Origin of the sequence: Xanthomonas sp. BRIP62409, assembly GCF_003992965.1 — a bacterium.
In the GTDB taxonomy this organism is placed as follows: Bacteria; Pseudomonadota; Gammaproteobacteria; order Xanthomonadales; family Xanthomonadaceae; genus Xanthomonas; species Xanthomonas euroxanthea.
Genome location: NZ_QEZJ01000020.1, coordinates 106,248 through 131,399, shown reverse-complemented (window position 1 = coordinate 131,399; position 25,152 = coordinate 106,248). Strand labels below are relative to the sequence as shown.

Genomic DNA, 25,152 nt, shown 5'->3' with positions numbered 1-25,152 from the left:
TTGAATGGCGAACACCCTACGTGTGCCCCCGCATCCCTGACGTCGACCGGGTTGGGTGGTCGCCAGCCCGGAGCGGTGCAGCCACGTCCTGCCTGGCGCGCTCGTATCTTTGTTGCGTTGCTACGACGGTATGCGCGACGCCTTGGCTATGCGCTGGTCTTGCGCGCCGCCGCAATCGCCGCAATTCGTGCCTTCGCCAACGCCTCGCCGATTTGCGGGCCTTGCAGGCCTTCTGCGGCCAGGTCGCGCGCATTGATGGCCAGCGCAGCAGCATGCAGGCGTTTGAGTTGGTCGCCCTGTGGATACGCGGCCTCTTCGCTGCCCCGCCGGCCACGCTTGTCGGCTTCGCACACCAGCGCGAGTTGCGCGATGCGCTCGGGGCGGCGGAAGGCATCGCAGCGTACCAGCAGCTCGTGCACGGTGCGGTCGCGCAGCTCGGCCAGGCGGTGCACGTTCAAATGCTCGCGGCAGGCGGTGATGGCGAGCTGGCGATAATCCTGCGGCACCTTGAGGCGCTCGCACACTGCCTGCAGCGGGGCGACACCGCGCTGTTCGTGCATGATGTGGCGCGGCCACTCCTCCGGCGGCGTGAGCGCCTTGCCCAGGTCATGGGTCAGTGCGGCAAAGCCCACCAGCGCATCGCCGGGCGCCAGTCGCGCGGCCATGTCGCTGACCATTTCCTGGTGAATGCCGGTATCCACCTCCGGATGAAACTCGGCACGTTGTGGCACGCCATACAGCGCATCGATCTCGGGCAGGATGACGCGCAGCGCATCGGTGTCGTGCAGCGTGCGCAGGAAGGCCGACGGCTGCGCACTCTCCAGCACGCGGCGTAATTCCTGCCACACGCGTTCGGGCACCAGGCTGTCCAGCTCGCCACTGGCGGCCATCTCGCGCATCAATGCGGCAGTTTCGGGAGCAAGAGTGAAACCGAGCGGCGCCAGCCGCGCCATGAAGCGGGCAGCGCGCAACACACGCACGGGATCTTCGACAAAGGCCGGCCCCACGTGCCGCAGCACGCGCGCTTGCAGATCGCGCGCGCCGCCATATGGGTCAAACAACTCGCCGGTGTCTTCGTCGCGTGCAATCGCGTTGATGGTGAAATCACGGCGCAGCAGGTCTTCTTCCAGCGTCACCGATGGATCGGCATCCACCACAAAGCCGCGATAGCCGCGCCCGGACTTGCGCTCGGTACGCGCCAACGCATATTCCTCGCCGCTACGCGGATGCAGGAATACCGGGAAATCTTTCCCCACCGGTTTGAAACCCAGGCGTTCCATCTGCGCCTGATCGGCACCCACCACGACCCAGTCGCGGTCGCCAGCGGGCTGGCCAAGCAGGGCATCGCGGACTGCGCCGCCAACGAGATAGATCTTCATCGCGACATGATGCCCGATGCGGTGCGCGGGTCGAAACACCATGCATCAATTGCTGTGGGATTTCCGCGCAGCGTTTTTGGAATGCCAGGTGACGCCAACATGCAAATCTCGGCAGCTGGTCCCGATTGGTCAATGCGGGTCATTCAGTCGTAGCGCTGAGAGCGGCGGATCTGCGGCTTGGCTGCAGGGCCCTTGCCCGCCCACCATCGCGGGACACGCCGTGAATCCGTCCATGGAGGCTCTTACGCGGCATCCATGCCGCGTAAGGTCCCGCGACGGTGGGCGGGCAAGGACCAATGGAGATGGTCGGGGCGCAAGGTTAAGAGCAGTGCTCGATACGCCTTGTTTAGTCATGACGCATCGGCTCCACGTCTGATGCACACAGCACGACAGACGGCTTTTCAAGTGAGCGCCGACCAACTGTCTGGTGCGGTGTCCTCGCCGGTTGCGGGACCGTGTGGCGGCATGGATGCCGCCACCGAGCCCCCAGGGATGGGTTCACGGCGTGTCCCACAAGCGGCGAGGGCACCGCGCGTTCGGCGCTGCGAATTTCCTGCAGGGCCCTTGCCTGCCCACCATCGCGGGATACGCCGCAAGTACGTCCATGTAGGCTCTGGCGCGGCATCCATGCCGCTCAAGGTCCCGCGGTGGTGAGCGGGCAAGGACCAGTCGAGATGGTCGGTGTGCATGGGGCAAACGCTGCCTGGGACGCGTTGTTCGGTAACGGCGCGGCCACACAGCCCTCGCACCCGTGGCCGAGCGACAACCACCCGCAACCGCGCAAGCGCGACCACCTCATCCGGCGGTGGTGCTTGGCGGCTGACTTGAAGCTCAGTCCTGCGCCGCGTTGGTGGTCGCCTGGCCTGGCGTGCACACCGGCTTCAGGCGCTTGTCCACCAGTTTGCCCATCAGGCGATCACTCAGCGGCAGCATGTCGCCGTTGAGTTGCCAGTCGTAGATCACGCTGAAAGCCAGCACGCGTGCGACGTACTCGCGGGTTTCCTTGTAGCTGATGGTCTCGATCCAGAAATCCGGCTCGAAGTTGGGGCGTTGCGATTGCCAGCGCCCGGTCGGCCCCGGGCCGGCGTTGTAGGCGGCGATGGTGAGGTAGGGCCGGCCGTAGGTATTGAGCAACTGGCGTAGATAGGCGGTGCCGATGGCGATGTTGGTGTCCGGCTCGTACAGGCTGGTGGCGCCCGCGTAGCCGGGCAGGGCGATGCCCTTTGCCACCGCCGCGCCGGTGCCCGGCAAGACCTGCATCAGGCCCATCGCGTTGGCAGGCGAACGCGCGCGTGGATTGAAGATGCTCTCGGCACGGATCTCTGCTGCCACCCAGGCCGGGTCGATCGCGTTCTTGGCCGCTTCGCGGCGAATGCTGTCGTCGTGATGCAGCGGAAAGCGCAACGCGTACAGGCGCTGTTCGTCCGGCTGCTTGCCGAGCGCGAACACTGCGCGATCGAACCAGCCGTTTTCGCTGGCCACCTGCACCGCCAGCCGGCGCTGGGTGTCGTCGAAGCGGCTCGCGGCATCGTTCCACTCGGCCACCGCCCAACCCGGCCGGTCGATCTGGAACAGGGCGATGGCGCGGATCAATGCTGGATCGCGTGCAACGGTGGCCTTTGTTTGCGGATTGTCCTTGGGCTCCCACGGACACAGCCGATAGGGCTGCTGCAGGCGGTCGGCGGCCAGGAAGCCGTGGAAGGTCGGCGATTGCGCGGCTGCGCGATACAGCGGCTGTGCGGCTGCGGCCGCGCCGGTCTTCTCGGCCAGGCGCGCTTCGAAGTACTGCCAGCGCGAATCGCTGCGCTGGGTCGCCGGCATCTTGCGGATCGCCGCCAGGGCCGCCGGCCAGTCGCCACGCGACATCGCTTCGCGCGCGCGCCATTCGTGCAGGCGCTCGTCGTATGAGGCATCGGGGACTGCATTGAGGCGCCGTGCCGAATCCGGCAGGTAGGACGCCACCGTCCACAGCGCGATCTGGTACAGCACCTGGCCGCGCTGCGCCTCGCTGAAGCCGAGTGCGCTAGCCAGCTGTGGCAGCTGCTGCTCGGCGGCGTCCGGATCGCTCTTGGCCAGTTTGGCCAGGCCGTCGACGGCGATGCGACGGCTGCGCTCGGTCTTTGGCCAACCGAGTGCACGCGGGTGCACCTTGTCCAGAAACGCGGCGTAATCGTTAGCCAATGCCAGATCGGCCGCCGGCAAGCCGCGCGCGGCCGTGCGCATTACCGCAGGCTGCTGTGCATCGGCCGCCGCCTCCACGCGCTCCCAGCGCAGCGCCGGGGTGAGTTCGCCCCGCGCTTCCAGCCCGGCAACCACCGGATCGCAGGCATCGGGCAGGCCCTTGCCGGTGCGCCACAGGGTCAACGCGTCGCGGCTCCACTGTGCATCCAGCTTGCCGGTCGCCTGGCGCGCGGTCAGCTGCGCGCAGCGCAGGCCCAGGTTGTCGGTGGGCTTCCAGTTGGCCAGCAACGTGTTCCAGTCCTGGCGGCGTGCCACCGCCGGCAACCAGGTGCCGCGGAAGCTCTCGGCCACCGGCTGGCCCGCATAACGCTGCAGGAATCCCTGCGCCTGTGCGGTGGAGACGTTGTCGATGTTGCGCTTGAGCGTGGCAAATTCCAGCCAGCCATAGAGCGGGTGGCGGTTCAACGCGGCCAGCTGACCGGCATCGGACTGGCCGCGCTCTGCAGCCGCGATGGCATCGCGCATGGCGGTCAGTTGCGGGTCCAGGCTCTGGGCATGCAGCGCAGTACTGCCAAGGCACAGCAAGCCGACGAAAACAGTGGCAAGACGGGGGGCATAGGTCATTGCGCGATGATACCGAAGCACGCCGGCGCGCCTGAGTGAATGCGCACCAGGCCGGTGCCGCCCGTCGCTGCCGGCAGCGATGGGCGTGCAGTGCGGTGCAGGTGCGTAACGCTCGTGCGCACTCGTGGCCTGCCGCCGCGAAGCGGCGCGGACTACTTTTCATTGCGGCATAGCCGGCTTGCGGGTCGTTAAGGTTTCGTTTAAAAGTGGGGGCGGACCGCAGGGCACGGGGGCGTGCGGACACTCAAGAATCCTTCTGGAGAGAGAAAGGATGAAGCATCTGATTGGCCCCCGTCGGTCATGCCTGGCCGTGCCGTTGTCCTTGTGTCTGGTTCCCACACTCGCCTGGGCGCAACAGCCCGAGGCCGCCCCGAGCACGCGCACGCTCGACAGCGTACAGGTCACCGGCACGCGCATCCGGACGGCAGAGTTGCAGGGCCAGGTGCCGATCCAGACGCTCAACCGCGCCGACATCGAACGCACCGGCCTGACCTCCATCGGCGAGGTACTGCAGGAACTCACCGCCTCGGGGTCGGCGCTCAACGCCAAGTTCAACTCGTCGGGCAACTTCGGCTTTCCGCCCGATGGCGGTGGTGTGGGCGCCGGCTCGGCGCAGGTGGATCTGCGCCATCTCGGTTCCAAGCGCGTGCTGGTCCTGGTCGATGGCATCCGCTGGGTCAACGAATCCTCGGCCTCGGGCGTGGGCTCGTCGACCGATCTCAACACCATTCCGTTGGCGATCGTGGAGCGCATCGAGGTGCTCGAGGACGGCGCCTCGTCGCTATACGGCTCGGACGCGATTGCCGGCGTGGTCAACATCATCACCCGGCGCAGCTTCGACGGTGCGCAGGTCACACTCAACTACGGGCAATACGGCAAGGGCGACGGCGCCAACCAGGGCATGGACCTGGCCTGGGGTACCAGCGGCGAGGACTTCAGCCTGTTTCTGGGGGCCAGCTACGTCAAGCAGGATCCCATCTACGCGCGCGATCGTGCGCAGGCCCGTTTCCCGATTCCGGGCACCGGGCTGACCTTCGCCAGTTCGGCAACGCCGGACGGCCGCTTCCAGTTCGTCGACCCCAACACCGGCGTGCGCCAGAACCTCACGCCCAACGCCGGCGTCGGTGCGCCGCAATACGATGGCAGTGCCGGCTGTACGCGCAGCGACGATTACCACTGTTTCGGCACCGCGGACCGCTACAACTTCGCCGAACAGAATCTGTTGCTGACGCCGTCCGAGCGCAAGGGCGTGTTCGCGCAATTTCGCTATTACTTCAACGACGACGTGCAGTGGTACGTCAAGGCGCTGGGCAACCGGCGCGAGTCGACCAACCAGGCCGCGCCCGAGCCGATCTTTCTCGGCCCCGATGCCGGCACCGGCAATCCGCTGGCCGACAACATCGTGATTTCCGCGCTCAATCCGTTCAATCCATTCGGCTTCGCGTTGAACTCGGCCACCAACCTGATCCAGATTGGCCGCCGCCCGGTGGAAGGCGGTGCGCGCCGGTTCGAGCAGCAGGTCGACACGCAGTATTTCGGCACTGGCCTGGTGGGCACCTTCGAAGGCGCGGCGCGGACCTGGTACTGGGACGTCAACGGCATGTACAGCAAGAACAAGGCCGAACAGACCAACTACGGCAGCTACAACCTCTACAACATCAATCTGGGCCTGGGCGATCCGGCCGCGTGTGCGGCGGTGGCCGGCTGCGTGCCGCTGGATATCTTCGGCGGCGCCGGCAGCATCACGCCGGAGATGTTGCGCTGGATCCAGCCGGTGGTGCGCGACCGCAGCCAGAACGAGTTGAGCCTGTTCACCGCCAACCTCAGCAGCGAGCTGTTCCAGCTGCCCGGTGGCGCGGTGTCGTTCGCCACCGGCTACGAGTACCGCAAGTACGAAGGGTCCTACCAACCCGATCCGCTCACCGTGGCGGGGCGCTACAACGGTGTACCGTCATTGCCGACCTCGGGCAGCTACGACGTCAACGAGGCCTATCTCGAACTCAATATCCCGATCTTCGCCAATTCGTCGCTGGGCGACAAACTCGACTTGAACATCGCTGGCCGTTATTCGGATTACTCCACCTTCGGCGGTGAGTTCACACCAAAATACGGCTTGCGTTGGCAGGTCACCGATGAGTTGGTGTTGCGCACCAGTTACGCGGAAGGGTTCCGTGCGCCGACCATCGGCGAGTTGTTCGGTTCGGCGGCGCGTGCCGACCTGCAGTTGTCCGATCCATGCTCGATCGGGTTGGGCGGCACCGCGCCGCGCGGCAGCGCCGCCAACTGCGCATCGCTCGGCGTGCCGGCCGGCTACCAGCAGGCCAACCAGCAGATCTCGGTCACCACCGGCGGCAACGAGCAGCTGGATCCGGAGCGCTCGCGCAGCTTCAGCGCCGGCTTCGTGTTCAGTCCTGGCTTTGCCAGCAATGCCAGTTGGTCCGATCGCCTCGATCTGGAGATGACGTTCTATCGGCACCATGTCGATGGCGCGATCCAGGCGATCAATGCGCAAACGCAGCTGGACCTGTGTGTGGATACCCTGGACGCGCTGTATTGCAATGGCGTCGGGCGCGCGTCCACCGGCGGCATCAATGCGTTCAACAATCGCTTGACCAACCTGGGCTCGATCAAGACCGACGGTTGGGATGTGGACCTGTTCTGGACATTGCCGGAAACGGCGTTTGGCCGTTTCAAGGTGTCCTGGCAGAACACCTTCGTGGGCCGTTACGAGGCGCTCGGTGCGGCGGGGCAACGGCAGCCGCAGGGGCCAGGCATCGAAGTGGTGGACAGCGCGATCCCGGAATGGACCAGCAACGCGGTACTGGACTGGTCGCTGGGCCGCTGGACTGCATCATGGACCGCGCGCCACATTTCCAAACTCATCGAACAATGCGGCGATGCGGTGGAATTTGCGGTGTGCTCCGATCCTGCAGTGGGCACCAACCGCCTGGATGCGATCACCTATCACGATGCGCAGCTGGGCTATCGCGTCGATTGGCTCAAAGGCCTGCAACTTACGGCCGGCTTGAACAACGTCTTCGACAAGGATCCGCCGCTGTGCCTGTCGTGCTCCCTCAATGGTTATGACGCGTCCACTTACGACATCCCCGGTGGGCGCTTCTGGTATGCGCGGGTCGACTTGAAGTTTTAGTCTGTCTGGGCAGTCGTAAAGCGGAGAGCGGCTGATCTGCGGATTTGCTGCAGGGCCCTTGCCCGCCCACCATCGCAGGACACGCCGCAAGTACGTCCGTGTAGGCTCTTACGCGGCATCCATGCCGCGTAAGGTCCCGCGACGGTGGGCGGGCAAGGACCAGTCGAGATAGTCGGTGTGCAGGATAAGAGCGGTGCTGATGCGCCTCGTTCGATCATGAAGCATCGGCTCCACGTGATGCACGCCGCACCACAGACAGCTTTTCGAACAAGCGCCGACCAACTGTCTGGTGCGGTGTCCTCACCGGTTGCGGGACCGTGCGGCGGCATGGATGCCGCCACCGAGCCCCCATGGACGGGTTTACGGCGTGTCCCGCAAGCGGTGAGGGCGCCGCGCCCTCGGCGCTGTGAGTTGGCTGCAGGGCCCTTGCCCGCCCACCATCGCAGGACACGCCGCAAGTACGTCCGTGTAGGCTCTTACGCGGCATCCATGCCGCGTAAGGTCCCGCGACGGTGGGCGGGCAAGGACCAGTCGAGATAGTCGGTGTGCAGGGTAAGAGCGTTGCTGATGCGCCTCGTTCGATCATCAAGCATCGGCTCCACGTGATGCACACCGCACCACAGACAGCTTTTCGAACAAGCGCCGACCAACTTTCTGGTGAGGGCGCCGCGCACTCGACCCGGGGCGGTGCGCCGCGTTTTCCAGCGTCACCCGCGCACGGGCGCATCGCCGGCCACGTAGTAGTCGGCCGTGCTGCGTGGCAAGGGCGTGCGGCCACGCATGCGGTCGGCGATCTTCTCGGCGATCATGATGGTGGTGGCATTGAGGTTACCGGTGATGATGCGCGGCATGATCGATGCATCGATCACGCGCAGGCCTTCCATACCGTGCACGCGGCCCTGTCCATCGACCACCGCCATGTCATCGCTGCCCATCGCACAGGAGCAGGACGGGTGATACGCCGTCTCTGCGCGCGCGCGCACGAAGGCGTCCAGCTCGGCATCGGTCTTGCAGTCTGCGCTCGGGCTGATTTCGCGGCCGCGGTAGGCATCCAGTGCGGGCTGGGCGATGATCTCGCGGGTGATGCGGATCGCATCGCGAAATTCCTGCCAGTCCTGATTGGTGGATTGGTAGTTGAACAGGATCGACGGATGCTGGCGCGGGTCGCGCGACTTGGCATGCACGCGCCCGCGGCTGGGGGTGCGCATCGAGCCTACATGCGCCTGGAAACCGTGTTCCTTCACCGCATTGCTGCCGTTGTAATTGATCGCGACGGGGAGGAAGTGGTACTGGATATTGGGCCAGTCGAATTCTTCGCGCGTGCGGATGAAACCGCCGGCTTCGAATTGATTGCTGGCACCGGTGCCGGTGCCGGCGAACAGCCACTGCGCACCGATGGCCGGCTGGTTCCACCATTGCAATGCCGGATACAGCGACACCGGCTTGGTGCAGGCGTACTGGATGTAGACCTCCAGATGATCCTGCAGGTTCTGGCCGACGCCGGGCAGGTCGTGCACCAGTTGCACATCGAGTGCGCGCAGCAGGTCGGGCGCGCCGACGCCGGAGCGCTGCAGCAGCTGCGGCGAGGCAATTGCTCCGGCACACACCAGCACTTCGCGGCGCGCATGCGCGTCGATACCTTCGCTGCTGTTGCCGACCAGATAGTGCACGCCGATTGCGCGCTTGCCGGCAAACAGGATGCGGTCGGTGGTGGCATGGGTGACGATGTGCAGGCCCTCGCGCGGGCGCGCCATGTCCAGATAGCCGCGCGCCGTACTGGCACGGCGCCCCTGCGGCGTCACCGTGCGGTCCATCGGCCCGAAGCCTTCCTGCTGATAGCCATTGAGATCGTCGGTGCGCGGGTAGCCGGCTTGCACGCCGGCATCGACCATGGCGTGGAACAGCACGTTGTTGTCGTTCTTCGGCGTGGCCACGCTGACCGGGCCTTCGCCGCCGTGATACTCGTTGGCGCCGATGTCGCGTGTTTCGGCCGTGCGGAAGTACGGCAGCACATCGCGGTAGCTCCAGTCCTCCAGGCCCGGGCGCCTGGCCCAGTGGTCGAAGTCCAGCGCGTTGCCGCGGATGTAGCACATGCCGTTGATCAACGATGAGCCGCCCAGCCCCTTGCCGCGCCCGCATTCCATGCGCCGGTTGTCCATATGCGGCTCCGGCTCGGTCTCGTAGGCCCAGTTGTAGCGGCGGCCCTGCAGCGGGAAGGCCAACGCCGCCGGCATCTGGGTGCGGAAGTCCAGCCGGTAATCCGGACCGCCCGCTTCCAGCAGCAACACGCTGACGCCCGGATCCTCGGTCAGGCGCGCAGCCAGCACGTTGCCTGCCGAGCCGGCGCCGATGATGATGTAGTCGTATTCGCGTTGCATGGGGTTCTCCTTGTTGCGGTGCCGGTGTGAAGCGGCTTTCAAAACGATTGCGCGGTGGACCGGCGGCCGCTGTTCGAAACGGCAACGTTCAAGCCGGCAGCGCGTTCCGCAGGCTGCGGCTGGCGCATGGCGCGGTGCCGTCGGAAACTGCCTGCCAGATGGTGTCGGCCCGTCAGAACACCGACGCGTAGCGTTCCAGTTCGACCTGGATGGATTTGGTGCGGGTATAGGCCTGCAGCGTCGCCAGGCCGTTTTCGCGGCCCACGCCGGATTGCTTGTAGCCGCCCACCGGCATCGGTGCCGGCGATTCGCCCCAGGTGTTGATCCAGCAGATGCCCGCTTGCAGGCGATGGATCAGGCGATGCGCGCGCGCCAGGTCCGGCGTCACCACGCCCGCGGCCAGGCCGTAGGTGGTGGCATTGGCGCGTGCGATCGCTTCGTCTTCGTCGTCGTAGGTGAGCAGGCTCAGTACCGGCCCGAAGATCTCCTCGCGCACGATGGTCATCACGTCGGTGCAATCGCTGAAGATGGTCGGTGCGACATAGCAGCCCTGTGCCAATGCGCCGTCGCGCAGACGTTCGCCACCGCACAGCAGGCGTGCGCCCTCGGCCTTGCCCTGTTCGATGTAGTCGAGCACCCGCTGCATGTGCGCGGCGCTGACCATCGGGCCGAAGGTGGTGCGCGCGTCCAGCGGGTCGCCGATGTGGATGCGTTGCACGCGTGCCAGCAGCCGCGCCTCGAAGGCGGTGCGCAGCGCGCGCGGCACGAACACGCGCGTGCCGTTGGTGCACACCTGCCCGGAGCTGTAGAAGTTGGCCATCATCGCGATGTCGGCGGCCAGATCCAGGTCCGCGTCGGCGCAGACGATCAACGGCGACTTGCCGCCCAGTTCCATGGTCACGTCTTTCAGCGACGAACTCGAGGCACTGGCCATCACCTTGCGTCCTGTCGCGGTGCCGCCGGTGAAGCTGATCTTTTCGATCTGCGGATGCTCGGTGAGCGCGGTGCCCACGCTGGCGCCGTCGCCGGGCAGCACGTTGAACACGCCATCGGGCAGGCCGGCCTCGGTGAATAGTTCGGCCAGCTTGAGTGCGGTGAGCGGGGTCACCTCGCTGGGTTTGAAGATCATCGCATTGCCGGCCGCCAGCGCGGGCGCGGCTTTCCACAGTGCGATCTGGATCGGGTAATTCCATGCGCCGATCGCGCCGACCACGCCCAGCGGCTCGTGCCGCGTGTAGAAGAAGCTGCCTTCGCGCAACGGCACCTGTGCACCTTGCAGCGCCTGCGCCACGCCGGCGTAGTACTCCAGCACGTCCGCGCCGGTGACGATGTCCACGCTGCGGGTTTCGCTCAGCGGCTTGCCGGTGTTGAGCGTTTCCAGTTCGGCCAGCGCGTCGTTGCGCTCGCGCAGCAGCGCCACTGCACGCAGCAGGATGCGCGAGCGTTCCACCGTGGTCAGTGCCGCCCATTGCTGCTGACCTGCCTTGGCACTGTCGACCGCAGCATCCAGGTCGTCGGCGCCGGCATTGTGCACATTGGCCAGCACCTCGCCGGTGGCGGGGTTGACCACCTCGAAGGTGTGGCCGCCGCGGGCGGGGACGTAGCGGCCGCCGATGTACAGCAACTGGTCGGGGAAACGTGGCATGGCAAACCTCCTGTGGGGCGCACGCGGCAGTGGCGGCACCTCAGCGCGTGAGATGCAGGAACTGCAGGTGACGCTCGTATTGATCGATGATGTCGTTGATGATCTGTTCGCGGCTGTAACCGACCAGGTCGTAATCCTGGCTGCCTTCGTACAGATACACTTCGGCGCGGTAATAGCGTTGGTTGCGCAGGCGCTGCGCGGCAAATGACGGTGTCAGGTAGCCGCGCATCACCACCTGGTAGCGGAAGTCCTGCTGCTCGCCGTGGTCGACGCTGATCTCCATGTCGTCGTCGTCGAGCCGGCTGCTGACCTGCCAGCCTTCTTCCTGCAGCTGCGCGGTGACCGCTTCGATCGCCGGGCGTACCTGGTCGTGCATGAAACGATAGACCTCATCGCGCGCCGGGAAGTGCATCGCCTGGCCCAGGCGCTGACGCCAGCCGCGGTGATGCCGCGATTGCCCGATCAGCGGGCTGGGGCTGTAGAGCTGTGCACGCTTGCGCTGCGATTCCTGGCTGAGCGCGCGCGACAGGCCCCAGGCCATCAGCAGCAGCACCGCGGAGAACGGCAGCGAGGCCAGCACCACGGCCGATTTCAGCGCGTCCATGCTGCCGGCCAGCAACAGGCCGCCGGTCACCACCGCGGTGAGCACGCCCCAGAACACGCGCAGCCAGCGCGGGCCATCGTCGTGCGGTTCGCCGCCGTGGGAGGACAGCGTGGACAACACCACCGTGCCCGAATCGGCAGAGGTCACGAAGAACACGAAGCTGATCGCCACCGTCACCGTGATTACCGTGCGGCTCCACGGGTAGCCCTGCAGCAGCGCGTACAACACCGTCTCCGGTGCAGCGATGGCCTGTTGTGCCAGCGCACCCTGGCCGTGATGCAGCACCTGGTCCAGCGCGCTGTTGCCGAAGATCGACAGCCACGCCAGGGTGAAGCCGAGCGGGATCAGCAGCACGCCGAGCACGAACTCGCGAATGGTGCGGCCGCGCGAAATGCGTGCGATGAACAGGCCCACGAACGGTGCCCAGCCGATCCACCATGCCCAGTAGAACACCGTCCAGTTGCCGAGCCAGTCGCTGCGGCCGCCGTAGGCGTACACATCGAAACTCTTGTTGACCACACTGCCAAGGTAGTCGCCCAGATTCTGCATCAGCGCGTTGAGCAGGTACTGCGTGGGGCCGGCGAACAGCATGAATAGCAGCAGCGCGATCGCCAGCAGCATGTTGATGTCCGACATCCAGCGCACGCCTTTTTCCACGCCGGACACCGCCACCACGATCGCCGCACCCATCATCGCCACGATCAGCGCCACCTGCACCCAATGGGCGTGCGGCACCTCCATCAAGGTGCTCAGGCCGGCGTTGAGATGCAGCACGCCAAAGCCCATGTCCGCGCCCAGGCCGAACACGGTGGCCACGATGCCCAGCGCATCCACGGTGTAGCCGATCGGCCCGTTGATGCGCTTGCCGATCAGCGGATACAGCGCCGAACGCAAGGCCAGTGGCAAATTGTGCCGGAACGCGAAATACGCCAGCGCCATCGCTGCCAGCGCGAACACGCCCCAGCCGTGCAGGCCCCAGTGCAGGAACAGCAACTGCATTGCCTGACGCGCCGAGGCTTCACCGCTACCGGTGCCGCCTTGCGGCGGTTGCAGGTAATGGGTGAGCGGTTCGGAGACGCAGAAGAAGAACAGCGTGATACTGATGCCCGCAGCGAACAGCATGCCGGCCCAGGAGAGATAGCTGAATTCCGGCTCGTCGTGATCGGCGCCGAGCTTGATGTTGCCGTAGCTGGACAAGGCCACGCCGAGCACGAACACCAGATACACCGTCATCGCCAGCAGGTAGTACCAGCCGACATTGCGCGAGGCCCAGGTCTGCGCGTCCAGCAGCACACGGCCTGCATCCAGCGGAAACAACGACACCAGCAACGCAAACGTGCAGACCACGGTTGCCGCCAGCACGAACACCGGGCGCAGGGTGCGCACCGGCAAGGGCTGCGGCGCTACCGCACTCATGCCGACACACTCATAAGATGCGTATCACGTGCTGTGCTCCCAACGAAAAACCGCCTGCGTTATCGCACAGGCGGCGTCGAGGGGGTGTCATCGGTCGAGTCCGCCAGTGCGAACCCGTAGCCACTTTGCGTGGCTGTCAGCGCAGCAGGTGCAGCGGCACGCGGATATCCATGCCGACCGCAAGATGGTCGGAGAACGCTGCGGGAATCGCTTCGATATGTTCGATCGTCAGGCTGTCGCTGACCAGGATATGGTCGATCGCCCGGTCCGGACGCCAGCTCGGAAACGTATGCACCTCGCAGCTGGGCGGTTGCAGGCGCGTGTGCCGATACAGCGCCTGCATTTCCGGCCGGTCGGCCATGCAGTTGAAATCGCCCATCAACATCGCGTTGGGGTGCTCGGACAACAACTCGGCGATGAAGGCCAACTGCGCCATGCGCGAATTGGCGCCCAGCGACAGGTGCGCCACTGCCACCGCCAGGCCTTCGCGGCCCTGCCCGAACTTGGCCAGCAGGATGCCGCGCCCGCCGATCCGGCCGGGCAGGGCATGGTCCTGCACTTCCAGCGGTTCCAGCTTGCTGAGCAAGCCGTTGGCGCTGGAGGCGACCCCGCCCATGCGGCGGTTGGGCTGGTGGCTCCAGTAATGGAAGCCGGCGCGCTCGGCCAGATAGTGGGTCTGGTTGGTGAAGCCCGAGCGCAGGCTGCCCGGGTCGGCCTCCTGCAGGCCGACGATGTCGCGCTCGCCGGCCAGCTTGGCGATGCTGTCCAGGCTGGTGCGCTTGCTGCCCAGCGGCAACGCATGCGACCAGCTGCGCGTGACGTAGTCGCTGTACCGGCGGGTGCTGGAGCCGGCCTGGATATTGGCCGTCAGCACCCGCAGGGTGCGCGAATCCGAAGCGTTCACAGGGCTGCGATCGACAGGATCACTTGGCCAGCGTGGCGCGTTCGCGCGCGATCAGGTGATCGGCGATGCGCAGCATGTCCGGGAAGCTCTGGCCCTTGACCAGGTACTTGCCGTTGACGATCAGCGACGGGGTGCCGGTGAGCTTGCTGCGGGTGACGAACTGCTTGGCACGGTTGGTCTTGGCCGACACGCCGAAGCTGCTCATGGTGTCGATGAAGGTCTTGGGGTCCACGCCGTACTTGGCGTAGAACGCGGCGATGTCCTGCACCGAATCCTTGCCGCGCTCGCCCTTGAGGGTCTGCTCGGTGTGGATGGCCTTGTACAGCGCTTCGTGGGTCTTCTCCTGCACGCCCAGGGTTTCGGCGGCGTAGAACGCACGGCCGTAGTCGTCCCACGGGCCGCCGAACATCGCCGGGACGTAGACGAAATGCACGTCCGACGGCAGGCCGGCCTTCCACGGCCCGATCAGCGGCTGGAACGCGTTGCAGGCGGGGCAGACATAGCCGAAGACTTCGGCCACTTCGATCTTGCCGGCAGCCTGCTGGTAGGGCTGGCCGCCTTCGATATCAAGATAATCGGTGCCGGCGACCGGCTCGGGGCCGTTGGGTGCGCGCGGTGCGGCGCTGGGGGCGGCGGCCGGCGCGGTGCTGGCGCTCTCGCCCACCGCAGGCGGCGCGGCGGGGTCGGCGGCCGGCGTGGCAGCGGCCGGAGCAGGCGCCGTCTCGGCGGCCGGCGTGGCGGCGGCAGGTGCGGTATCGGACGAGCCGTCCTGGGCCTTGCAGGCGACCAGGATCGGCAGCAGCGCCATCAGCGTCAGGGCGAAGCGGGTCTTCATCGGATTGGATCTCCAGCGTGGGGCGAGGAAAGGGCCGGACGGCCGCGGGGCGCATGATGCCACGGGCGGCCGTTGGTGGCGGTTACGCGGTTCAGCGCTTGGCAGGCGCGGCGTGTTCGCGGGCGATCAGGTAATCGGCCACGCGCAGCATGTCCGGGTAATTGCGCGCGCCGATCAGGTAGCGCCCGTTGATGATGATGGCCGGGGTGCCCGGGAGCTTGCTGCGCTTGGCGAATTCGCGCGTCGCATCGAGCCTGGCATCCACCGCCTGGCTCTTGTAGGTCTCGATGAAGCGCTGCTGCGGCACGCCGTAGCCGGCGTAGAACGCGGCCAGTTCCTCCGGGGCGACGTTCTGGGTCGGCACGGTCTGCTTTTCGTGGATGGCCTCGAACATGGCGCGATGGCTGCGCTTGGCCACGCCCAGGATGTCGGCGGCGAAGTAGGCGCGTGCGAACGCATCCCAGAACCCGCCGAACGCCGCCGGCACCGGGGTGAAGCGCACATAGGACGGCTGCTTGGCCACCCAGGCCTCCAGGGTGGGCTCGAAGTGCGCGCAGTGCGGGCAGGTGTAGCCGAACACTTCGGTCACTTCGACCTTGCCGGCCAGTGGCGCGTACGGCTGGCCGCCGTCGATCACGATGTAGTCGTCGCCTTCCACCGGTGGGGCGTTCTTGTCGGCGGCGCAGGCCGCCAGCGGCAGCAGCACCAACAGCAGCAGGGACAGACGGGAAAGCAGATTCATGCGGGCTCCGTGGGGATGGGGAGGGGAGAGCGGGAAACGACGACGCCGGTCGCGGGACCGGCGTCGTGACACGGTGTGGCGGTTGCGGCAGTCAGTTCATGAGCGTGCGGGCGTTGCTGTGGGTGGTTGCTGCGCGGCGGCCGCATCGTCGGCGCGGTCGTGCAGACCCTGCAGATAGCTGGCCAGCGCCTGGATCTCCTGCTCGGTCAGCGGGTGCGCCACCTGCGCCATGATATTGAACAGCGCCGGGTTGCGCTCCTGGGTGGTGCCGGCCTGGTATTCCTTCAGGCGCCGCGCCACGTACTCGGCATGCTGGCCGCCCAGGCGCGGATACGCCGGGCCCGGATTGCCGCTGCCGGCCGGGCCATGGCAGGCCATGCAGGCCGGCACGCCGCGTGCGATGTCGCCGCCACGGTAGAGCTTCTCGCCGACCTCGTAGAACTTCAGCCCCTGGTACGGCCCCTCGTTGACCACCGCGTCGTCGGCCACGCCGGCTGCGGATTTCTGCGTGGCGAAGTAGGCGCCCAGGTCGCGCATGTCCTGCGCGGTGAGGTCCTTGACGAACGGCACCATCACCGCCGACATGCCGGTATTGCGCTCGCCGCTGGCGATCAAGGCGACCTGGTGCGCCACGTAGCGCTCGGTCTGGCCGGCGATGCGCGGGTACATGGCCACCGCCGGATTGCCGTCCGGGCCATGGCAGGCCGCGCAGGCGGCGGCCTTGGTCTGACCGGCCTTGGCATCGCCCCAGGTGGTCTTGGACAGGTCCACCTCCAGCGGGGCAATGCGCACCGGCGGCGGATCGGGGATCGGCGTGACCGCCGACTGCGCAAACGCCACGGCGGCGATGACCGGCACGGCGAGGGCGGCGAGGACTAGCACACGAGCATGGCGCATCAGCTAAAGCTCCGTATGGACCCGGCCCGCGCGCGTTGGGTGCTGGCTGTGGCAGGCGTGCTTCGATTATCGACACGCCTTTGCGCCAGGGTCAACGAACAGTGCAGCAAAACCGTCAGGCCCCGAACGTGCGATCCTAGGGCGATGTCGCTCCTTATCGAACAAGCCCGCTACCACCTGTCCGCCCACAACGCCCGGCAATTGCCCGACGATGGCGGCTACGAGGTCGCCTTCGCCGGCCGCTCCAACGCCGGAAAATCCAGCGCGCTCAACGCGCTGACCCGCCAGAACTCACTGGCCCGGGTGTCCAAGACCCCCGGCCGCACCCAGCAGTTGGTGTTCTTCCAGATCCAGCCCGAGCGCTATCTGGTGGATCTGCCCGGTTACGGCTACGCCAAGGTGCCGCAGGACCTGCAGGCGCACTGGCAGGCCTTCATCGACCGCTATTTCCGCACCCGCGAAGCCTTGCGCGGGCTGGTGGTGGTGATGGACATCCGCCATCCGCTCAAGGATTACGACCTGCAGATGCTCGGCTATGCGGCCGAGCGCGGCCTGCCCGCGCACGGGTTGCTGACCAAGGCCGACAAGCTCGGCCGTGGCCAGCAGATGCAGACGCTGCAGAAGGTCAAGAAGGAAGTGACCTCGCGCTTCGGCGACAGCGTGACCGTGCAGACCTACTCCGGCGAGTCGCGCCAGGGCGTGGACGAGTTGCGCGGCATCGTCGGCGGCTGGCTGGGCCTGGACGTCGCGGCGCCTGCCGCGGAGTGAGCCGGGCCGGGCCTGGCGCATGACGCCTGGCCTTCAGAGCATCAGGACGGCGAGCCAGGGCTCGCCGTTTTTTCATTGCGGCACCGCGCCGAATTCGGTCGGCACCCAGGCGAACGCCTTGCCCTCGCGGCGCCCATGACCCAGCCCCGGGAACGGCAGATGCGCGCCGGCCACCCACCAGCGGCCGTCGGCCGCCTGCGCCAGCAGGCGACGGCGTGAGGCGATTGCCTTGGTGCGATCGCTGTCGGCCTCGAACGACGCGTCCGGCTGGGCAAACTGCACGGCGTGGTAGTGCAACACATCGCCCCACACCAGCAGGGTGCTGCCAGCGCCGCCGTCGAAGCGGTAGGAGACGTGGCCGGGCGTGTGGCCCTGGCTGTCCAGGGCGGTGATGCCGGCCGGCAATGTGGTTTTGCCCGGCTGGAAACGGCGCAGCCGACCCTGGGCCTGATAGGGCGCGACGGCCGCGCGCGCCAACGGGAAGGCGAACTGCAGCGTCGGCGCGGCAGCGGCCTCCGAGGCGGGATCCAGCCAGTACGCGGCATCGGCGTCGGACAGCCACACCGTGGCGTTGGCAAAGGCCGGTGTGCCCTGCGCATCGAGCAGGCCGCACAGGTGGTCCGGATGCGCGTGGGTGAGCAGCACATCGTCGACCTGGGCGGGGTCGACACCGGCGGCGCGCAGGTTGGTCAGCACCTGGCCCAGGCCGGGCCCCAGGCACTGCGCGGTGCCGGTATCGACCAGGCTGAGGTGGCTGCCGTCCTGGATCAGGTAGGCGTTGACTGCGGTCTGCAGCCCCTTGGCGTCTTCAGGCACGTAGCCCCGCGCAAGCAGGCGGTCGCGCTCTGCCGGGTCCACATTGGACAGTTGTTGACGCGTCAGCCCCACGCGGCCGTCGAACAACGCGGTGACGCGCAGCGTGCCGATGCGCTGCAGGTAGAAGCCGGGAACCTGCGCGTGGGGGGATGCGGGCGCAGCGGCGTGCGCCAGCGTGGCGCTTGCGGCCAGTAGCAGCGGCACCAGCGTACGCAGGACGGAAACAGACATGAGCAACTCCAGGACAGGCGGCAACCGCCGCGATGTCGCCATGCTGGCGGCAGCGAGCTGCGCGATTCGCTCAATGCGCTGCGCCAAGCGCTCGCGTTGGCGCCCTAGCGGCTATTGCCGATGCTGGCCGGGTCCAGCCCGTAGCGCTGCTGGAAGCGCTGGCTGAAGCTGCGGGTGGAGCGATAGCCGGCGCGCGCGGCCACGGTCTTGAGCGGCCAGCGCGTGCTGTAGAGCAGGGCCATCGCGTGCGCCAGCCGCGCATCGGTGATCAGTTCGCGCAGCGAGCGTTGTTCGGCGGCCAGATGCCGGCGCAAGGTGGCGCCACTGATGCCCAGGCTGTCTTCGATATCGCGCGAGCGCCACGCCCGCTGCGGTTGCGCGACGATCAGCGTACGCACCTGCTCGGCGATGCTTGGCGCCGGCGGCAGCAGCAGGCCGCCATGGCCGCGACGGCACACGTGGATGACCAGTGAGGCCAGCGCCAGGCGTGCTTCGGTATACAGGCCGCGTTGCAGCGCATCGCGCCATTGCCGCAGCGGCAGCGCGACATCGATCGCCGGCAGCCGCGCGATGTCGGCGCCGGCTTCGGGCAGCGGCTCGTTCCACAACGCGCGCGCAGCGGCCAGTGCCTCCTCGCACAGGGGTACCACCGCGCTCATGTAGAGCCCGGTCTGCGGGTCGGGCGTGTTGATCAGATCGATCCGGCAACGGCGCGTCGCCAGGAACAGATCGCCCGGCACGAGTTGCAGCGACTGGGTCGCGCTGCGCACCTGTTGGCGGCCCTGCAGCACAATCGCGAACTGCGGCTGGGTCAGGTCCACCGAGCGCGCCCCGTGTTCGCGCCGTGCGCTCACGCAGGCGTAGCCGTCGGCGCGCTCGCAGTGCATCAGAGTGGTCATCTGCGCGAGCAGGGCGTCGGTGGGTGTGGGCGCAACGGTCATGGCCGGGCGATGCTACAGGATCGCGGGTGCGCGGCCTGGGTGATCGAACGCCGTGCATCCTGCCTGCGGGGATTTGCGGGTGTCCGTGTTCAGCGTGAACGCCTGCGGCCTGCCGCACCCTTCCTCACGCCCGCCCTCGGGCGGTGGGGTCGCGCTTGCTGCTGCGTCGGCCGCGCCGTGCGCATGGATGGAAATCTCAGACCCGGTCGATGGCAGCAATTCTTTCCATGCCCTGCGGTTATAGTGCGGGCCTTGCGGTGGCAGGGGAGGACCCCCACATCGTTCCCCTAAATTTTTCCTGCGAGCCTGCCCTTGTCGAGTCCCAGCCACGTTGCCGAAACGCCGATCACCGAACGCGCGGAGCTGGTCCAGGTGCTGGCCTCCGGCGAGAAGCCCAGCGCTGACTGGCGGATCGGCACCGAGCACGAAAAGTTCGGCTTCCAGCTCGACGACCTGCGCGCGCCCACGTTCGAAGGCGAGCGCGGCATCCAGGCGCTGCTGACCGGGTTGACGCGCTTCGGCTGGGAGCCGGTGCAGGAAAACGGCCACACCATCGCGCTGCTGCGCGACGGCGCCTCGGTGACGCTGGAGCCGGCCGGCCAGCTGGAACTGTCGGGTGCGGCGGTGGAAACCCTGCATCACACCTGCGTGGAAACCGGCACCCATCTGGACGAAGTGGCGCAGGTGGCCGGCGAGTTGCAGCTGGGGTTCCTGGGCATGGGCTTCCAGCCCAAGTGGCGCCGCGATGAAATGCCGTGGATGCCCAAGGGCCGCTACCAGATCATGAAGAACTACATGCCCAAGGTCGGCTCGCTCGGCCTGGACATGATGACCCGCACCTGCACGGTACAGGTCAACCTGGATTACGCCACCGAAGCGGACATGGTGAAGAAGTTCCGCGTGTCGCTGGCGTTGCAGCCGATCGCCACCGCGTTGTTCGCCGATTCGCCGTTCACCGAAGGCAAGCCGAACGGCTACCTCAGCTACCGCTCGCACATCTGGACCGACACCGACGCCGACCGCACCGGCATGCTGGACTTCGTGTTCGAGGACGGCTTCGGCTACGAACGCTATGTCGATTACCTGCTCGATGTGCCGATGTATTTCTCCTACCGCGACGGCGTCTACGTCGATGCCAGCGGGCAGAGCTTCCGCGATTTCATGCAGGGCAGGTTGCCGGCATTGCCGGGCGCGTTGCCGACGCTGCGCGACTGGTCGGACCACATGACCACCGCATTCCCGGAAGTGCGCCTGAAGAAGTACCTGGAAATGCGCGGCGCCGATGCCGGCCCGTGGGACCGCCTGTGCGCGCTGTCGGCGTTCTGGGTGGGGTTGCTGTACGACGACACCGCGCTGGATGCGGCCTGGGATCTGGTCAAGGATTTCAGCACCACCGAGCGCCACGCGCTGCGCGACGGCGTGCCCAAGCATGCGCTCGGGCTGCCGTTCCGCAATGGCACGGTGCGCGATTTGGCGGTGGAAGCGGTCAGGATCGCCCGCGAGGGCCTGCGTCGGCGTGCGCGCCTGAACGCCGATGGTCAGGACGAAACCGGCTTTGTGGATGTGATCGCCGAGATCGCCGAGAGCGGTGTCACCGCCGCCGAGCGTAAGCTGGCGCTGTATCACGGTGCATGGAAGGGCGACATCGATCGCGTGTTCCGCGAGTTTGCGTACTGAGCGCTTGCTGATCGCAGCAGTGGTCGCGCGCGGCTGATCGATCGCGCGGATCGTTGCTTGCAGGCGTGAACTCTCGGATACGCGCCGGCCGGCACCCCCGAGCTTGCGGGCGAGAGAACGTACTCCAACCCGGCCCTAGCGCCGCTCCGGCATGCACGGCAGGCGCACCGTCACCCGCAGGCCGCCACCTGTTGCACGGTTGTCCAGGCGCAGGTCGCCGCCATGCGCCAGCACGATGCTGTGCGCCACCGACAAACCCAGCCCGATGCCGCCGGTGTCGCGATTGCGCGAGGACTCGCCACGCACGAACGGCAACAGCAGCTGTTCGCGCTGGGTCGGGTCGATGCCGGGGCCGTCGTCGTCGATCCACAGCACGCCCTCTTCGCCGTCGCGCTGCAGTTGCAGGCGCGCGCGCTTGCCGTATTTCAGCGCGTTCTCCAGCAGGTTCATCACTGCGCGCCGCAAGGCCAGCGGGTCGCCATCCAGGGTGATCGCCGGGCCGGGCAGCAGTTCGGCATCGGCGCCGATGTCGGTGGCGTTGTCGACCACGCTTTCCACCAGCAGGCGCAGGTCCAGCGGCGCGCGCTTGCCGCGGTGGCGATCGTTCTGGATGAAGTCCAGCGCGGCGGAAATCATCGCCTTCATCTCGTCGATGTCGGCCAGCGCCTTGTCGCGCAACGGCGGCTGCAGGCCGTCCAGGCGGAACGACAGGCGCGCCAGCGGCGTGCGCAGGTCGTGCGCGATCGCCGCCACCATGTGGGTGCGTTCGTTGATCAGGCGGTTCAGGCGGGCCTGCATCGCATTGAACGAATCGGCCGCGCGCACGATCTCCGGTGGGCCGCTGCGTTGCAGTGCGGCAGCATCCGGGTTGCGGCCCAGCCGGTCGGCGGCTTCGGCAAAGCGCTTGATCGGCGCCGACAACGCACGCGAGAACCACCACGCCAGCGGGACGTTGGCCAGCAGGCCGGCCAGGAACAGCAGCACCACATGGGTCTTGAACTCGGCCGACAGCCGCCGCGGTGGCGACTCGACCGTGCGCCAGCGGCCATCGGGCTGCTGCAGCGCGGCGGTGAAGCCATCCAGCAACGGCACGCCCGGGGTCAGCCGCTCGCTTTCCCAGGCGGCGGGGGGAGCGTCCGGACCCAGCCCGTTGCCGACTGCCGGGGTGCCGGGGGCACGATCACCCGGCCAGGCGCCTGGCGCTGGCGGCGATCGCTGCGCGGCATCGCGGCGATTGCCGGCGGGGCTGGCATCGGCGCCAGCGGCCCCGGGGCGCTGCGGCTGGTCGGGCATGCGCGGCGGCCGCGCCATGCCGAGCTGCGGGCCCTGGCGATCGTCGGCGCTGCGGTAGAAGCGCACGCGCTGTTCGGGGACATCCAGCCAATGGGCCAGCAGCATTTCCGCAAACCCATCGCGCACATGGCCTGCCGGCGGCAGCGGGGCCTGGGCCGATTCGCGCACCGTCAGGGTCTGGGTGCCGGCCGGCATGCGGGTGGACAGCAGCGCCACCACCTCCGGCGGATGCACCGGAGGCTCGTAGACCGGGGTGCGCATCACCAGCAGCGCGATGCCGACCGCCTGGGCGGTGAGCAGCGCCACCGCCAGCAACACAAAGGTACGGGCAAAGATCGACAGCCCGCGACGTGCCGGTTTGCTCACAGACGCGAAACGCCCGGCAGCAGCATGTAGCCTTCGTTGCGCACGGTGCGGATCAACTCGGTATGCACGCGCTCGTTGATCTTGCGGCGCAGGCGGCTGATCTGGCTGTCGATGGCGCGGTCGTAGACGTCGGTGTCGCGGCCACGGGCGTAGTCCAGCAACTGGTCGCGGCTCAGCACCCGCTGCGGATGCTCGACGAAGGTGCGCAGCAGCGCGAACTCGCCATCGGACAGGTTGATGAAGATGCCGGTGGGGTCGCGCAGGTCGCGGCGGACCACGTCCAGCCGCCAGCCGGCAAACTCGTAGACGTTGCCGCGCTGGTCGGCCTGCTCGCTGCTGGCCTGGCTGCGGCGCAGCAGGGCGCGCACCCGCGCCAGCAGCTCGCGCGGATTGCAGGGTTTGGCCAGGTAATCGTCGGCACCCACTTCCAGGCCGATGATGCGGTCGGTGTCGTTGCCCAGCGCGCTGAGCATGATGACCGCAGGTGAACCACGCTCGCTGGCCAGCGCCCGCGCCGCGCTCAGGCCGTCTTCTCCCGGCATCATCACGTCGAGTACGATGAGGTCCGGGCGGCGCTGCGCGATGCGCTTGCGCATCTCCGCCACGTTTTCGGCAACCTCGACCTGGTAGCCGTGGGCGCTGAGGAACTCGCCGATCAGCTTGCGCAGGTCCGGGTCGTCGTCGACCACGAGAACGCAGGGTTGTTGCATGTCCATGGAGGTCATCGTCGGTGGCGCGGAGCTTGGCCCGCGCAGGGTGGTGGCTACCGGATACATGGTGCTCGCAGTTGCAAGGCTGGAGCACGCATCATAATGATTGAATTTGTCAACCTTTGGCACACGCGTGACGCACCATGACAGAACGGAACATCGTGCAGGAAACCGGGCAAACGACACTGCGCCGCTGCAATGGCGAGTGTACGCATGACAAGGCGTTTCCGATGATGCGGGTGATCAGCCGCGACAACGGCGTGGGCCTGACCCGGGACATGGTGCTGATGGCGCAGACGCTGCGGGCCGGCGGCATCCCGGTGCAGGAAGTGGGCTTCACCAGTCAGCGGCTGCAGGACACCGCGCGCGAAGCCCGTCTGTGGGCCAGTCGCGCGCTGTTCGGGCGGGTGCCTGTGCAGATCTTTTCCGAGCGTGTGTATGCGCGCTGCCTGCCGCTGGGCCAGACCAACCTGCTGGTGCCCAATCCGGAATGGTTGCTGCCCAAGTGGCTGCCACGGCTGCCGCAGTTCGACGCGGTGCTGTGCAAGACCCATCACGCGGAACGGATTTTTCGCAGCCTGGGCTGCACCACGCGCTTCATCGGCTTCACCAGCCCGGATCGCCACGATGCGCAGGTCCCGCGTCAGCGTGCGTTCTTCCACCTGGCCGGGCGCAGCACCGCCAAGGGCACGCAGGTGCTGCTGGAGACCTGGCAACGGCATCCGGAGTGGCCGCTGCTGACGGTGGTGCAGAGCCCGCGTACCGCCGGCAAGCCGGTGGTGGCGCCGAACATCGACCACCGCGTCCGCTATCTCGACGATGCCGAACTGCGGCGGCTGCAGAACGCGCATCTGTTCCATCTGTGTCCGTCCGAGGCCGAAGGCTTCGGGCATTACCTGATGGAAGCGCTGAGCGTGGGTGCGGTGACCCTGGCCACCGACGGTGAGCCGATGAACGAACTGGTCAGGCCCGAGCACGGCGTGCTGATCCCGGTGGCCGAGGTGCGCCAGCGGCGTCTGGCGTCGTACTACTACGTGGATGCGGCGGGCATCGCGCAGGCGGTGGAAACCGCGCTGGCGTTGCCGCAGGCGCAGCTGGATCGGTTGTCGGCCAATGCGCGCGCGTTCTACCAGGCCAACAATGCCGCATTCGCAGCGCGCTTTCGCACTGCGGTGCTGGCCTCGTTGCCCGCAGATGTGGCGGACGTCAGCGCGGGCGTGGCCCCGGCAATCGTCGAAAACTGACACGTTCGCCCGGCCTGGCCTTCAGCACGGTCCGGGCATATCGCCTGCAGCGCCCGGTGCCCGCGTGGTTGCAGGCCTTGTGCGCTGCGTGGCGGCGTACGCCAGCGGGCGGCGCGCAGCGGCAAATGCACGACATGGCGCGATGCGACGCTCTCCCTGACCGAGCGGGGACGTCCCGCAGTGCCATGTGCGTGCAGGACGCGCATGTGCGCCATCCAGCCAGGGAGATCGACGATGGTCCAGACACGCACCACAGCCGCCATCACCGCACTGCTGGCAGTGCTCGGCCTGGGCGGCTGCGCCAGTGTCTGCGGCGCGTCTGCCGGCGGGCCACCGCCGCCGCCTGCGCC

At 67.3% G+C, this 25,152-nt stretch carries 17 protein-coding genes; 4 read left to right on the top strand and 13 right to left on the bottom strand.

Annotation, left to right across the window (positions count from 1 at the left end; translation table 11 throughout):
• Positions 1 to 146 precede the first annotated feature (146 nt).
• Together EO170_RS09800 and EO170_RS09795 are read right to left on the bottom strand one after the other, a co-directional pair.
• Positions 147 to 1,379: a multifunctional CCA addition/repair protein gene (locus tag EO170_RS09800; RefSeq protein WP_126945379.1), complete on the bottom strand. Its 1,233-nt coding sequence runs from the start codon at positions 1,377 to 1,379 to the stop codon at positions 147 to 149.
• 831 nt (positions 1,380 to 2,210) lie between these two features.
• Positions 2,211 to 4,184 carry a transglycosylase SLT domain-containing protein gene (locus EO170_RS09795; RefSeq protein WP_206513993.1) on the bottom strand — a complete coding sequence of 658 codons (1,974 nt, stop codon included), beginning with the start codon at positions 4,182 to 4,184 and terminating at the stop codon, positions 2,211 to 2,213.
• Between the two features lie 271 nt (positions 4,185 to 4,455).
• Here EO170_RS09795 and EO170_RS09790 point away from each other — a divergent pair, with 271 nt between their 5' ends.
• Complete coding sequence (locus EO170_RS09790; protein WP_126944477.1) at positions 4,456 to 7,335, top strand: TonB-dependent receptor; 2,880 nt, start codon at positions 4,456 to 4,458, stop codon at positions 7,333 to 7,335.
• 707 nt (positions 7,336 to 8,042) lie between these two features.
• Here EO170_RS09790 and betA read toward each other — a convergent pair.
• The 7 genes from betA to EO170_RS09750 all read right to left on the bottom strand — a co-directional run bounded on the left by betA (position 8,043) and on the right by EO170_RS09750 (position 16,756).
• Positions 8,043 to 9,713: a choline dehydrogenase gene (gene betA, locus EO170_RS09780; RefSeq protein WP_126944474.1), complete on the bottom strand. Its 1,671-nt coding sequence runs from the start codon at positions 9,711 to 9,713 to the stop codon at positions 8,043 to 8,045.
• Positions 9,714 to 9,885: 172 nt separating this feature from the next.
• Positions 9,886 to 11,358, bottom strand: a complete 1,473-nt coding sequence (gene betB / locus EO170_RS09775) for a betaine-aldehyde dehydrogenase (protein WP_119129604.1) — start codon at positions 11,356 to 11,358, stop codon at positions 9,886 to 9,888.
• A 40-nt stretch (positions 11,359 to 11,398) separates the two neighbouring features.
• On the bottom strand, positions 11,399 to 13,378 hold the full coding sequence (gene betT / locus EO170_RS09770; protein WP_126944471.1) for a choline BCCT transporter BetT: 1,980 nt from the start codon (positions 13,376 to 13,378) through the stop codon (positions 11,399 to 11,401).
• Positions 13,379 to 13,514: 136 nt separating this feature from the next.
• Positions 13,515 to 14,252: an endonuclease/exonuclease/phosphatase family protein gene (locus tag EO170_RS09765; RefSeq protein WP_104533297.1), complete on the bottom strand. Its 738-nt coding sequence runs from the start codon at positions 14,250 to 14,252 to the stop codon at positions 13,515 to 13,517.
• 49 nt (positions 14,253 to 14,301) lie between these two features.
• Positions 14,302 to 15,117: a thiol:disulfide interchange protein DsbA/DsbL gene (locus EO170_RS09760; RefSeq protein WP_126944468.1), complete on the bottom strand. Its 816-nt coding sequence runs from the start codon at positions 15,115 to 15,117 to the stop codon at positions 14,302 to 14,304.
• 91 nt (positions 15,118 to 15,208) lie between these two features.
• The gene (locus EO170_RS09755; RefSeq protein WP_126944465.1) at positions 15,209 to 15,859 is read right to left on the bottom strand and encodes a thiol:disulfide interchange protein DsbA/DsbL; all 651 of its coding nucleotides are present in this window, start codon (positions 15,857 to 15,859) and stop codon (positions 15,209 to 15,211) included.
• A 96-nt stretch (positions 15,860 to 15,955) separates the two neighbouring features.
• Positions 15,956 to 16,756, bottom strand: a complete 801-nt coding sequence (locus EO170_RS09750) for a c-type cytochrome (RefSeq protein WP_164740990.1) — start codon at positions 16,754 to 16,756, stop codon at positions 15,956 to 15,958.
• A gap of 144 nt (positions 16,757 to 16,900) precedes the next feature.
• Here EO170_RS09750 and yihA point away from each other — a divergent pair, with 144 nt between their 5' ends.
• The gene (yihA, locus tag EO170_RS09745; protein ID WP_126944462.1) at positions 16,901 to 17,524 is read left to right on the top strand and encodes a ribosome biogenesis GTP-binding protein YihA/YsxC; all 624 of its coding nucleotides are present in this window, start codon (positions 16,901 to 16,903) and stop codon (positions 17,522 to 17,524) included.
• 72 nt (positions 17,525 to 17,596) lie between these two features.
• Here the strand turns inward: yihA and EO170_RS09740 are convergent, their stop codons facing one another.
• A complete protein-coding gene (locus tag EO170_RS09740) occupies positions 17,597 to 18,571 on the bottom strand; it encodes an MBL fold metallo-hydrolase (RefSeq protein ID WP_126944459.1) in 975 nt (324 codons plus the stop codon).
• Positions 18,572 to 18,675: 104 nt separating this feature from the next.
• On the bottom strand, positions 18,676 to 19,512 hold the full coding sequence (locus EO170_RS09735; RefSeq protein WP_104649709.1) for a helix-turn-helix transcriptional regulator: 837 nt from the start codon (positions 19,510 to 19,512) through the stop codon (positions 18,676 to 18,678).
• 312 nt (positions 19,513 to 19,824) lie between these two features.
• On the opposite strand from EO170_RS09735, the gene EO170_RS09725 reads away from it, so the two are divergent.
• Positions 19,825 to 21,189, top strand: coding sequence for a glutamate--cysteine ligase (locus EO170_RS09725; RefSeq protein WP_102252784.1), 1,365 nt, complete (start codon positions 19,825 to 19,827; stop codon positions 21,187 to 21,189).
• Between the two features lie 135 nt (positions 21,190 to 21,324).
• On the opposite strand, the gene EO170_RS09720 is transcribed toward EO170_RS09725, so the two are convergent.
• Both EO170_RS09720 and EO170_RS09715 read right to left on the bottom strand, forming a co-directional pair.
• Positions 21,325 to 22,848, bottom strand: a complete 1,524-nt coding sequence (locus tag EO170_RS09720) for an ATP-binding protein (protein ID WP_126944456.1) — start codon at positions 22,846 to 22,848, stop codon at positions 21,325 to 21,327.
• A complete protein-coding gene (locus EO170_RS09715) occupies positions 22,845 to 23,564 on the bottom strand; it encodes a response regulator transcription factor (RefSeq protein ID WP_104649706.1) in 720 nt (239 codons plus the stop codon). The genes EO170_RS09720 and EO170_RS09715 overlap by 4 nt, the downstream gene beginning before the upstream one ends.
• Positions 23,565 to 23,701: 137 nt before the next feature.
• Between EO170_RS09715 and EO170_RS09710 the strand changes: the two genes are divergently transcribed.
• Positions 23,702 to 24,802, top strand: coding sequence for a glycosyltransferase (locus EO170_RS09710; protein ID WP_119130712.1), 1,101 nt, complete (start codon positions 23,702 to 23,704; stop codon positions 24,800 to 24,802).
• Positions 24,803 to 25,152: the final 350 nt, after the last annotated feature.